Origin of the sequence: Chryseobacterium sp. GM_Chr_2 (assembly GCF_026540445.1) — a bacterium.
Taxonomy (GTDB): Bacteria; Bacteroidota; Bacteroidia; order Flavobacteriales; family Weeksellaceae; genus Chryseobacterium.
Genome location: NZ_JALNUD010000002.1, coordinates 175911 through 188194, shown reverse-complemented (window position 1 = coordinate 188194; position 12284 = coordinate 175911). Strand labels below are relative to the sequence as shown.

The following is a 12284-nucleotide window of genomic DNA, read 5'->3' as shown; positions in this document are numbered from 1 at the left end:
ATTAGACTTATTTACTTAATTTATTCGGATGATCCGGATGTTCTTTCTGAAAATCTTCGGCTTCCTTAATTTCCTTTTTCAGCCAGTTTTCGAAAGGAATTTTTTCTTCATCATAATCCAGCGCAAAAATATTTTTGCCATCTTCTGAAATTAAGAATTTGAAATCAAACCAAGATCCCGTTTCTATTCTTCTATAATCGTAGGTATTTACCTGATAAAAAGGAAAATTTTCTTTTGGTCTTTCTACGATTTCGAAGAATAATTTCTTTTCATTTTCAGATAATTTCGTGTAATGATTTACATAATACAACTCTGAAAGTTTCTTATTTTTGTTTTCGAAAAACTGAAGAATGGTCTTCTCTTTTTCGTTGTATCTGAATGGATTCGGAAAATATTTTCCATCAACTTCAATCGTATTTTCAGATTTTGAAACAGGCATCACAATTTCTCCTTTGAAATTCATCACTCCCCAAGTTCCACCAACCATTGCTTTATGTTCATCTTCTGTTTTTTCCCAATCACAATCATCACAAAAAGCTGCATAACCGTAATTGAAAGGTGAGACAAAATCATGTTCAGGTTTAATGATAACCGTTCCGTTTCTGTCTACAAAACCAACTTTTCCGTCTTTAACAAACCTTCTTACTCCTTCAGAGAAATAATCTGCTTCGTTGTCGTAAAAGAAGGGTTTGTAGAGGAAATTTCCTTTTTTGTCGTAGACGTAGCCCCATTCATTTTTTCCAGGCTTTTCATCATTTTTAAATCCATCAAAATAGATTGTTTCACCTTTTACCAATTCTCCGTCTTTCAAATAAGAAAAAACTTTAAACTGTGCAGGAACAACAATTTTCCCGTTTTGATCTTTAACTCCAACCAATGAATCTTTTGATTTAAAATACTTTAAAACTTCCTTTTCCTGAGAAAAAGAAAGCATGGGCATTAATAAAATGACTAAAAGTATTTTTTTCATGAATCGGTTTGGTTTAGTTAAAAATAAAATATGCAGCCGAAAAGACTGCATACATTATATTATACTTTAAGATCAGCCTCTAATCCTATCAGATCTTTGTTGGCATCAATAATCGGCTGAACTTCATTCGCGATGAATTCCTCCGTCTGAATTGGCGCAAAACCGATAAAGTTTTTAGGATCAAGAACTTCTTTTAATTTTGATTTATCTAGTTTTAATGAATCGTCGTTTAAGATTCTTTCGATAAGGTCGTTTTCCTTACCTTCTTCTTTCACTTTTTTAGACGCTTCCATAGAATGAACTCTGATCACTTCGTGGATTTCCTGACGGTCGCCACCAGCTTTCACCTCTTCCATGATGATGTATTCTGTCGCCATGAAAGGAAGTTCTTCCATAATATGTTTGTTGATTCTGTTTGGATAAACCACGATTCCGTTCATGATGTTGTTCCAAATCAATAGGATGGCATCAACTGCTAAAAATGCTTGAGGAATTGTTAATCTCTTGTTTGCAGAATCATCCAATGTTCTTTCAAACCATTGTGTTGAAGCTACCATTGCAGAACTTGTCGTTAAAGACATTACATATTTTGCCAACGCTCCGATTCTTTCACTTCTCATTGGATTACGTTTGTAAGCCATTGCAGATGAACCGATTTGGTTTTTCTCGAATGGTTCTTCAATTTCTTTCAAATTTTGAAGAAGACGTAAATCGTTTGTGAATTTATGTGCAGACTGTGCAATATTTCCTAATAAGGCTACAACTTTAGCATCGATTTTTCTGTCATAAGTCTGTCCGGACACTCCAAAAACTTTTTCGAAACCGAATCTTTTTGACAACTCTTTATCTAAATGCTTAACTTTAGAATAATCTCCGTTGAAAAGCTCTAAGAAACTTGCAGCAGTCCCGGTTGTTCCTTTTACCCCTCTGAATCTTAAAGTCTCTAAGAAGAAATCAAGCTCTTCGATGTCAAGAACTAAACTCTGTAACCAAAGTGTTGCTCTTTTTCCAACTGTCGTTAACTGAGCCGGCTGGAAGTGAGTAAATCCTAAAGTCGGTAAATCTTTGTATTGAATAGCAAAATCAGAAAGATTCTTCATTACGTTCACCAACTTTTTCTTTAAAATTAAAAGTCCGTCACGAATTTGAATTAAATCTGTATTATCTCCTACAAACGCTGAAGTTGCTCCCAAGTGAATAATTCCTTTTGCAGAAGGCGCCACATCACCATAAGCGTGAACGTGAGCCATTACATCATGTCTGAATTTTTTCTCGTACTCAGCCGCTTTTTCGTAATCGATATTTTCTGCATTGGCTTTCAATTCGGCGATTTGCTCGTCTGTGATATCAAGTCCAAGATCTTTTTCGATTTCAGCAAGGGCAATCCAAAGCTTTCTCCAGTTCTGGAATTTATTATTGTGAGAAAAGTTAAACAACATTTCTTCGCTTGAATAGCGTTCTTCCAAAGGATTTTTGTAGGAATTCATTCTTTTCTTTTACTTTTTTAGATATGCAAAAATACAGTTTTTAAACGAGAGAGAAAAATCTCTCTGTGCTTTTGTCTTGAAACAAAATCACCAAAAATTCAAGACTGGAATCTTTCGCTAAAAATGCCTTCTGTTCTCTAAAAATTCTAAACTTGCGCGAATTCAGAATTGGTTTCCATTTCATAATTTGTGTCGCGCTTCGAACAATAGAATTTTCTTAACGTTCACAAAATTCATTTTTTTAACGCTACAACTTCCTAGGTCGTCTAAAATAGCCCGGATTGAAACGGCATCCTTTTGGGTTGCGGGCGCAGCGAAGCGGAGCCCGTAACCCAAAAGATATAGTGGAAAGCCGGAAAAAGCTTCAAATAAAAAATAGAAATAGCTTTTCGATGTAATCAAATTGCTCTGAACATTTTCATCATTATAAATCTTGCAAACTGAAAATGTTTTGTTATAAATTTGTTGCTTCGTTTTAAAATAATCATGAAATGGGAAATTTGAAGAAATTGGAAATCAAAAAAAATATTCAGAAAGAGGAAGATAAAAATCTGTCTTTTCGGGTTTTTGATTTGAATGAAGAAAATTTAAAGGATTATTTTAAGCCTCACAAAAAAGATCATTTCTTAATTATCATTATCGAAAATGGAACACTTCAGCTTCATATTGAGGATAAAATTCATTATTTGAAGGCCGGAAAAATTTCCGTTGTTTTTCCGGAGCAGGTTCATTTTATTTCAGATTTAAGTTCAGATTTAAAAGGGAAAATTATTCTGTTTGAAGAAATCTTATTCTGTTCAGATATTCTGAAAAACGAATTGAGTACGTATAATGTTAATCTTTCAACTCAGCTTAACTGTACGATTCTTTCCCATGAAGATTTTGAGCAAAGTTTAAATTCCATTCAAATTATTCAGGGGATTTATCAGAAACCGAGTTTGATTAAAAAGGAACAGGCAAGATTTCAAATCAAGATCTTTTTATTAGGTTTAATTGAATCCGTTCACGGTTTGCATCCTATTTTACATAAAGAAACGGCAGACAAACCAATTTATGTTCGGTTTAAAAAATTATTGAATGAACATTACAAACAATACCGAACCGTTCAATATTATGCTGAAGAATTGGCCATTACACCAAAAAAATTAAATTTAATTACTAAAAAACATTCTGGAGAAACAGCCATTCAGGCAATCCACAATAGAATTTTAATGGAAATAAAACGTCAGTTGATGTTTTCAGATCTTTCTCATAAAGAAATCGCTTTTGATCTCGGTTTCAACTCTCCTTCCGCGCTTAACAAATTTGTAAAAGCAAAATTGAAAGAAACGCCAACCGAACTTCAGCAGGAACTGGCGCAAATGTATAACGCGTAGTCTTGTTTGTATAACATTGCTCGTTTTAGCTTGTCTAATTTTGTTTCATCAAAAATTAAATAAAAAAATGAGCAAATTATTTATTGCAGGAGAAGTTTTCCACGGTGCGGGAACTCTTTCTGAATTAGCAAATATTAAAGGTAAAAAAGCGGTAATCGTAACAGGAGGAAGCTCGATGAGAAAGAGCGGAACGTTGGATAAAGCGGTTGCTTACCTTACAGAAGCGGGAATCGAAACTCAGATTTTCGAAGGTGTAGAAGAAGATCCATCATCTGCAACTTGTGCAAAAGGAGCTGAAATGATTCAGGCTTTCCAACCAGACTGGATTATCGGTTTAGGAGGTTGTTCAGCGATTGATGCGGCTAAAATCATGTGGGTTTTCTATGAATATCCTGATGCGGATTTCAATGCGATGATTAAGCCTTTCACGGTTCCGGTTTTAAGAAACAAAGCTAAATTTATCGCAATCCCTTCTACAAGTGGAACAGGAACTGAAACGACTGGTCTTGCTGTAATTACAGACAGAGAAAAAGGCGTAAAATATCCTATCGTTTCTTATGAATTGACTCCGGATATCGCGATTGTTGATGGTGAAATCTGTGCTTCAATGCCGGCTCACGTGACTTCAAACACAGGTCTTGATGCTTTAACTCACTGTGTGGAAGCTTACGTTTCTAACATTGATAATAATATCGCAGATGCACTTTCAAAAGGAGGTTTGGAAATTGTTTTTAATAATTTGAAAGAAGCGGTAGAAAACCCGAACAATATTGTAGCTCGTCAGAATATGCATGATGCTTCATTTATGGCTGGATTGGCGTTCAACAATGCTTGGTTGGGGATTGTTCACTCTTTATCTCACCAGGTTGGTGCTTTATACGGAATTCCTCACGGAGCTTCGAACGCGATTTTCCTTCCGAATGTAATTCGTTATAATGCTCAAGCAACAAATCGTTTTCCTGATTTAGCAAGAGTAATTGGTAAAGAAACGGCTGAAGATTTAGCTCAGGCTATTGAAACTTTACGTTCGGAGGTTAATAATCAATCCGCGATCAAAGAATTTGGAATTTCTAGAGAAGACTGGGATAAGAATCTTGATTATATCGCTAACAACGCTTTGGTAGATCCTTGTACAGGTTTCAACCCAAGAGTTCCTTCTTTAGAAGAATTGAAAGCTATTTACAATGCTTGTTATGAAGGCCTTGTATATGCTGAAGAAGTTGTTGCAGGATAATATTTAATCCTACGATTATAATTAAACGTTATAGGTTTTTGGAACCTATAACGTTTTTTTCGGCATGTTTATTACTAGTCCCCGTCGAGCGGCATGTTTGAGCTCTTTTTCAGGTTTCGGTTTCGGCGGCTTCGCCGCCGAAACCGAAACCTGAAAAAAGCGAGTAGCGAAAGCGGGAAAAAGCTACAAAATTTAAGTTTAAAATAAAAACAGGAAGCCAAAATTGACTTCCTGTTTTGTTTTATTGATAAATCACTACATCATCTTTTTTAATCTGATAGCCTTTTTTCTTATAAGGAACTAAAACGTAGCTTTCTTTAACGTGACTTCCGCTTTTCCAGATTTTGCCCTTGCCCTGTCTTTCCAGAATAATACTTTTAGCATTTCCATCGGTAATAAAAATTTCAGCTTTACTCATGCTTTTGTTGAAAATAACTGCCGTCATCAAAGTATAGCTCTTATCAGATTTAACTTCATTGAGTTTAATTTTCTGTTCAAAAACGCGTACACAATCATTTCTAAGTTGCGAATAAGTATAACCTGCCGAACCGATGCAGCCGTGAACATCTCTGTCGCCGCCAACTTTCTGGGCAAATGCTAAAGATCCAAGGAACATCGCTCCTAATAAAATAGTTTTTTTCATATTGTAAATATTTAAGTTTTCATTTGGTAAAAAATATGCCAAAGATTTGGTATTAGTTAATTTCTTTCTAAGTTACAAAAAAAGCCACTCGTTATGAGTGGCTTATAAAAAATTATTTTGTCCAATTGATTTTTGAATGTTTCACCTCTTCTGAGTTTGTACCGATCATGATATCAAAATCTCCAGCTTCCCAATCATATTTTAAATCTCCGTTGTAGAATTTAAGATTTTCAGGACTGATGTCGAAGGTAACCTTTTTAGATTCTCCTTTTTTCAACATTACTTTTTGGAATCCTTTCAATTCTTTTACCGGTCTTGTGATGCTTCCAACCATATCTCTGATGTATAACTGAACCACCTCAGCGCCATCATAATTTCCGGAATTCGTTACCGTTACCGAAGCCTGAATCGTTTGCTCACCTTTTGGATTAGCGTTAGAAACCGTTACATCAGAATAATTAAATTTAGAATAACTCAAACCAAACCCAAACGGATACAACGGCGTGTTACACTCATCCATATAATTCGAACGGAATCTTTGGTATTCGCACTTATCAGTTAATTCCTGACTTAATGGGCGGCCTGTATTTTTCGCGTTATAATAGATTGGAACCTGTCCTAAACTTCTTGGGAACGTCATCGGTAATTTTCCTGAAGGATTTACCTTTCCAAAAAGAACATCTGCAATAGCATTTCCGGCTTCTGAACCTGGGAACCAAGCATTCAGAATAGCATCAGGCGTATCTTTTACATTCGTTAAAGCTAAAGGACGACCTGTGAATAACACCATGGCGATTGGTTTTCCTGTCTTTTTCAATTCATTTAATAAATCAACCTGAGACTGAGGAATCGTGATTTCAGTTCTTGAAGAAGATTCTCCGCTCATTTCAGCAGATTCTCCGATGGCCAAAACGATAACGTCTGCTTTATTGGCAACATCTACCGCTTCTTTCAATAAAGCTTCTTTTGAACGGTTATCTCTATCTGTTTTCTTTCCATGAGCTGCGTAGATTTCTTCTAATTTAGCATCGTAATCGATATTTGCTCCTTTAGCAGAAAGGAATTTCACATCTTTCCCGTAATTAGCCTGAAGACCTTGCATTAAATTAACAGAAATTGCGTGCTTTGTAGCCACACTCCAAGTTCCGGCCATGTTCATTGAGTTGTTCACCAATGGTCCGATCACGGCAACCGTTCCTGATTTTTTCAATGGTAAAACTTGGTTTTCGTTTTTCATCAAAACCATAGACTGAGAAGCTACGTTTCTCGCAATATTACGGTTTTCCATGCTGTAAACCTCTTTTGCAGCTAATTTCGCATCTCCGTGTTTGTATGGATTATCGAACAAACCTAAATCATACTTTGCTTCAAGAATTCTTCTCGTTGCCATATCGATCTCAGTCTGCGTCACTTTTCCTTCAGATAAAGATTTTTTCAATGTGGTTAAAAAACCTTCACCTACCATATCCATATCAACTCCGGCTTTCAAAGCTAAAGCTGAAACTTGCTGAAGATCTCCCATTCCGTGGTCTACCATCTCGTTGATCCCTGTATAATCGGTCACTACGAAACCTTTGAATTTCCACATATTTCTCAATACTTCGGTTTGCAACCATCTGTTTCCGGTCGCAGGAACTCCGTCTACTTCGTTGAAAGATGCCATCACAGACGCTACACCAGCATCCACAGCCGCTTTATAAGGTGGAAAATATTCGTTGAACATTCTCACGTGGCTCATGTCTACCGTGTTGTAATCTCTACCCGCTTCACCAGCTCCGTACAACGCAAAGTGCTTTACACAAGCCAAAATATTGGTTCCGTTTGCCAAATCTTTTCCTTGGTAACCGTAGACCATGTTTTTAGAAATTTCACTTCCTAAATATGGATCTTCACCCGAACCTTCAGAAACCCTTCCCCATCTTGGCTCGCGGGAAATATCCACCATTGGCGAAAACGTCCAGTTAATTCCGTCGGCGGCTGCTTCTCTTGCTGCAACTTTTGCTGACTGCTGAACTAAATTCATATCCCAAGAAGCCGCTAATCCTAATGGAATAGGAAAAGTGGTTTCGTAACCGTGAATTACATCCATTCCGAAAATCATTGGAATTTTCAGACGGCTGTTTTCTACCGCTACTTTCTGAACGGCCTTAATTTTATCAGCCCCTTTTATATTGAATAGTCCACCGACTAAACCTTGCTCTACTTTTTTTCCGATATCGGAACTTTTAGCCAAACCAGTCGTAAAATCTCCTGAACTTGGTAAATTCAGCTGTCCGATTTTCTCGTCTAAAGTCATTTTAGCCAAAAGATTATCTACAAAAGCTTTCTTTTTAGCCTGATACTGCGCCGTCTGATAAGACTGAACGGGCTTTGTTACCATTTCCTGAGCCGAAACTACAGGTGCTAATGCTAAAGTCGCGATTACAATTAACTTTCTCATAAATCTATCTTCTTAAATTATAGTTCTATTTTTTATTTTAATTTTTAATAATAAGTTTTTAACGCTAAGTTTGCTAAGGTTCTTCTTTAAAACTATTCTGCATATTTTTGTTCGCAAGGGCGTTTCACTCAGCCAATGATAGCAATCTAAAATTTACTTATATTATCAATTTTAAATGAATTATTTTTCTTTCTTTTTACTCAACATCCATTCATACAACGCAGGATTTGAATACGTAGAATCCCATGAATTATGATTATCATTTGGGAAAATCGTTAATTCTGCCGATGGATTTACCGGATGAAGTTTTTGGTAAAAATTAAAAGCATTTTCAGGCAAAACAACATCGTCCATTCCGCCGTGAAAAATTTTCATATTTAAATCTTTGTATTGATTGATGTTCGCATACATCACTCTGTCGGTCGGTGCGCAAACGGAAACTACGGCAGCAAACATTTCAGGATGTTCCATAGCCAGTTTCAGCGTTCCCCAACCTCCCATCGAAAGCCCTGTAAGGTAAATTCTGGAAGCATCGATCTTATACTTTTTCTGAATTTCTTTAATCAAATTATAAACGCTTACCGTATCCCACCAAGTATCTGCAGGGCATTGGGGAGCCAAAATTGCCACAGGTTCATTAATTAAATTCCTGTAAGTAAACGGACTGTGCGCTTTTACAGCTTCCAGATCGTTTCCTCTTTCTCCCGAACCGTGAAGAAATACAATTAACGGAACATTTCCTTTTACTTTTTGAGGATAATCGAGAACGTAAGATATTTTCTCAGTTCTTTTCACCTCTTTATTGAATGTTGTTTTTATTTCCTGAGCATGTACGCTTAAAGAAAATGGTAAAAGTAAAAGTGGTAAGTGTGTTAGTTTAATTTTCATTTGAATAATTTAGTTTGTAATTTGATTTAGATCCTGCTTAAAGTTGACATTTTTAACATTAAGAAGTTCAGTTTTAAAGATTCTTTACTTAAAGAGCTTAATAAAAATCAATCTATTGATTTCTTAATCGTATTTAGCTTCATTAGCTTAAAGCCTTAATGTTAAAAAAGAATAAACAAAGTTTATTTTAATTAAGCAAATGAAGTAAACAATGAAGATTATATCATATAATTTAAACAGGTTCTTAGTTTTTTTAAGTTTTATTTAAAATTTATTCGGAAAATACAATTAAGTTAAAAAAAATATTATTTGATATTATATTTTTCAGATTTGAAACTTAATTTCTTTAATCCTTGTTGAATTTCTGGAGCATTCATGAATAATTTCCATAAAAATCCGGTTCTGTAATTTTCTATCATCGGAGCAATCGTTCCCTGATCAATCGCTAAATATCTTGGAGTAAACCAATTGTCGTAATTAATAGAAGTAGCATCGTAAGGTCCTGCAGAACCGATAAATTCAGGTTTTTGCGTATAGATAAATCTCAGAAAATCCATCGATTCTTTGGGTGAATATGGGAAACTGCTCAACGCTGCCGTCGGAGTAATTACGCCATGATCATTTTGAGGAAAATGGGCATCGTAACCTGTGCTTCCGTCTTTATTTCTTGAATATCCGGCTGTTAATCCCCAATAATTTGGCCCGTATCCTTTCCAGCCTTTTGGATTTTCAACACAATATTTATAATCGATAAGAACCTGATTTTTGTTTAAATCAAAATAATTTTTGATTAATTTATCCGATAAATTTGTTGGATCTAAACCGATGTAAGAATACTGAGTCCAGAATAATGGTCCTCCGTATTCTTCTGCTCCGTTGTGCTTAACATACATTGGAAGTCCATATTTTTCTTTGTCTGAAAGGTACGTTCCGTTCCTTGTCCAGCCTTTATAATACGTTTCAGCGTCGATTGGATAGGTTGGCGACGAAGCTGCTAAAATATACGTGATTAAACATTCATTATAACCTTGAAGCGGGAAGTTCATTTCCCATTGATATTCCGGTGACCAGTGCCAGTACAAAACTTTCTCACCTCCTTTTGTATACCAGTTCCATTGAATTCCTTTCCAAAGTTCGTCGCATTTTTGGGCAAGTGCTTTTTCTTCGGCATTTCCGTTTTTGAAATATTCACGAACCATTAAAATTCCTGAAGTCAAAAACGCCGTTTCTACCAAATCTCCACCATTATCTTTTTTACCAAAAGGAACGGTTTTTCCTGTTTCTCCGTTGATCCAGTGTGACCAAGCGCCTTTATGACGGTCTGATTTTGCCAGAAAGTCCATCATCGTAGTCAATCTTTTTACCGCTTCTTTTCTTGGAACGAAACCTCTTTCCACACCCACCAAAATTGTCGCCAATCCAAACCCGGAACCTCCTGTCGTGATGACGTGCTTATCATTATCAGGATAAATATTATCTTCATGATAACGCTCTCTTCCCAATTTAGAATTGGGTTCTGCGTAGTCCCAGAAATATTTTAAAGACTCTTTCTGAACTTTATCCATCAATTGCTCATCAGTAATATCACTTTTTACAACCTGAGTTTGAGAGTTGGAGGGTTTAAGCGTCTGAGAATTTTTGCAGGAAACCGTAAGTAATGATACAACAGCCATTGATAGTACTATCCTTTTCATAAATTCAAATTTTAAAGTTGATCCCTAAAAGAAGAGGAGAATTTTCATTCTCCTCTGTGATTTTATTGATTAAATTTTTAGTAACCAGGGTTTTGAGCTGATAATCCGCCAGCTTCCATGATAAAGTCTTGTGGAAGTGGGAAAACTTCATGTGTTCCAACTTTGAAAACTTTACCTCCATCAGCAGCCATTGCAGCAGCAGCCTGACCGGTTCTTACCAAGTCGAACCATCTGTCATGTTCGAAAGCAAGCTCCAATCTTCTCTGCTTCCAGATATCTGCCCTTACATCAGATTGAGAAAGCGCTGGAGTATCTCCAATACCTGCTCTTTGTCTTACTTGATTTAAGAAAGGAATTGCACCCGAAGTTTGACCTAGCTCATTCATTGCTTCAGCTTTAATTAAAAGAACCTCAGCATATCTTAGGTAACGGATGTTTGTATCTGTATTAGGTTGATCATAGTATGCAGAAGAATATGCTTTATAGTTATAAAATTTATTTTCTGCATTGATGTTAACTTTTCTATCATCATATAATGTCATACCTCTGTGCATAATGGTAGCATCTCTTCTCTTATCTGTAGCTGAATAAGCATCATACAATCCTTGTGATGGAGTAGCAAATCCCCATCCCCAACCTCCAGTACCACGAGGTGCCTGAACTTGAGTATACTGCTGGATTCCTCTACCTGCTACCGTACCAGAACCTTGAATTTCAAATATAGATTCTGCATTATTTTCTCCGCTTAACTTATAGATATCAATAAATTCTGGTGTCAAAGAGTAGCCAGTTACTTTATTAGCTTCATCAACAGCCAATTGCCATTTTTTCTGATAAAGATATACTTTTGCTAACAAAGCGTGTGCTGCTCCTACAGAAGCTCTTCCTGCATCAGTCTTAGGATATACTGAACGGTCTGGTAATGCTTCAATTGCATCTGTAAGGTCTTTTTCTATGAATGCATAAATTTCTTCTTTAGAAACTCTTGTCAGCTGCATTTTTGTATCTTCAGGGCTTCCTCCAGGTGTAAGTGCCCTGTCCACTAAAGGAACTCCACCAAAAGATCGTACCAATGTAAAATACATAAAGGCTCTCAAAAACTTTGCCTCCCCCGTTAGTCTTTTTCTTAGATCTGCATTTACATTTGTAAGCTGTGGTAAATAGTTAAGCGCTTGATTAGCTCTGTTGATTCCCTGATAATTTGAAGCAAACAATTCTTTAAACGAAGGTGTTGTTGCTGTGAAATTTAAAGCATCAAGAATATCTTTATCAGAACCTGAATCTCCAGAACTTGAGCCTTTATCTGCATCATCGGATACGATAGACGTTACTCCTATCCATGCAAAAGAACTCATGTTCCAATCTAAAAATTTTGCATAAATTGAATTAACAAAATAAACAGCCCCTGCATCATTATTAAACTTCTCGATTTCCCCAACTGTCATTGATTCTGAAGGAGCTACATCAATAAACTCATCCTTACAGCTTTGTGTAAAAGTCCCTGCAGTTAATAACATTAAAGAGACTAATAATATTTTATTCTTTTTCATTT

The 12284-nt window shown here is 36.0% G+C and carries 9 protein-coding genes; 2 read left to right on the top strand and 7 right to left on the bottom strand.

Annotated features, from left to right (window positions below; genetic code table 11):
- Positions 1–7: 7 nt before the first annotated feature.
- Both OXQ85_RS04190 and purB read right to left on the bottom strand, forming a co-directional pair.
- Positions 8–970 (bottom strand): WG repeat-containing protein, encoded by a 963-nt coding sequence (locus OXQ85_RS04190; protein ID WP_267402555.1) that lies wholly within the window; start codon positions 968–970, stop codon positions 8–10.
- 59 nt (positions 971–1029) lie between these two features.
- Positions 1030–2457: an adenylosuccinate lyase gene (gene purB / locus OXQ85_RS04185; protein WP_267402554.1), complete on the bottom strand. Its 1428-nt coding sequence runs from the start codon at positions 2455–2457 to the stop codon at positions 1030–1032.
- Positions 2458–2948: 491 nt separating this feature from the next.
- Here purB and OXQ85_RS04180 point away from each other — a divergent pair, with 491 nt between their 5' ends.
- Together OXQ85_RS04180 and OXQ85_RS04175 are read left to right on the top strand one after the other, a co-directional pair.
- A complete protein-coding gene (locus tag OXQ85_RS04180; protein ID WP_267402553.1) occupies positions 2949–3833 on the top strand; it encodes a helix-turn-helix transcriptional regulator in 885 nt (294 codons plus the stop codon).
- 67 nt (positions 3834–3900) lie between these two features.
- Positions 3901–5067: an iron-containing alcohol dehydrogenase gene (locus OXQ85_RS04175; RefSeq protein ID WP_267402552.1), complete on the top strand. Its 1167-nt coding sequence runs from the start codon at positions 3901–3903 to the stop codon at positions 5065–5067.
- Positions 5068–5308: 241 nt separating this feature from the next.
- Here the strand turns inward: OXQ85_RS04175 and OXQ85_RS04170 are convergent, their stop codons facing one another.
- From OXQ85_RS04170 to OXQ85_RS04150, 5 genes are all read right to left on the bottom strand, one after another.
- Positions 5309–5710: a hypothetical protein gene (locus OXQ85_RS04170; protein WP_267402551.1), complete on the bottom strand. Its 402-nt coding sequence runs from the start codon at positions 5708–5710 to the stop codon at positions 5309–5311.
- A gap of 112 nt (positions 5711–5822) precedes the next feature.
- Positions 5823–8150, bottom strand: a complete 2328-nt coding sequence (bglX, locus tag OXQ85_RS04165; protein WP_267402550.1) for a beta-glucosidase BglX — start codon at positions 8148–8150, stop codon at positions 5823–5825.
- A 180-nt stretch (positions 8151–8330) separates the two neighbouring features.
- Positions 8331–9038, bottom strand: a complete 708-nt coding sequence (locus OXQ85_RS04160) for a prolyl oligopeptidase family serine peptidase (RefSeq protein WP_267402549.1) — start codon at positions 9036–9038, stop codon at positions 8331–8333.
- Between the two features lie 305 nt (positions 9039–9343).
- Positions 9344–10732, bottom strand: coding sequence for a glucoamylase family protein (locus OXQ85_RS04155; protein WP_267402548.1), 1389 nt, complete (start codon positions 10730–10732; stop codon positions 9344–9346).
- Positions 10733–10809: 77 nt separating this feature from the next.
- Positions 10810–12282 (bottom strand): RagB/SusD family nutrient uptake outer membrane protein, encoded by a 1473-nt coding sequence (locus OXQ85_RS04150; RefSeq protein ID WP_267402547.1) that lies wholly within the window; start codon positions 12280–12282, stop codon positions 10810–10812.
- Positions 12283–12284: the final 2 nt, after the last annotated feature.

Bases quoted from the DNA above. Each gene is read 5' to 3' on its own strand.
- purB (WP_267402554.1), bottom strand. From the start codon at position 2,457: ATGAATTCCTACAAAAATCCTTTGGAAGAACGCTATTCAAGCGAAGAA.
- OXQ85_RS04170 (WP_267402551.1), bottom strand. From the start codon at position 5,710: ATGAAAAAAACTATTTTATTAGGAGCGATGTTCCTTGGATCTTTAGCA.
- OXQ85_RS04150 (WP_267402547.1), bottom strand. From the start codon at position 12,282: ATGAAAAAGAATAAAATATTATTAGTCTCTTTAATGTTATTAACTGCA.
- OXQ85_RS04190 (WP_267402555.1), bottom strand. From the start codon at position 970: ATGAAAAAAATACTTTTAGTCATTTTATTAATGCCCATGCTTTCTTTT.
- OXQ85_RS04180 (WP_267402553.1), top strand. From the start codon at position 2,949: ATGGGAAATTTGAAGAAATTGGAAATCAAAAAAAATATTCAGAAAGAG.
- OXQ85_RS04155 (WP_267402548.1), bottom strand. From the start codon at position 10,732: ATGAAAAGGATAGTACTATCAATGGCTGTTGTATCATTACTTACGGTT.
- OXQ85_RS04160 (WP_267402549.1), bottom strand. From the start codon at position 9,038: ATGAAAATTAAACTAACACACTTACCACTTTTACTTTTACCATTTTCT.
- bglX (WP_267402550.1), bottom strand. From the start codon at position 8,150: ATGAGAAAGTTAATTGTAATCGCGACTTTAGCATTAGCACCTGTAGTT.
- OXQ85_RS04175 (WP_267402552.1), top strand. From the start codon at position 3,901: ATGAGCAAATTATTTATTGCAGGAGAAGTTTTCCACGGTGCGGGAACT.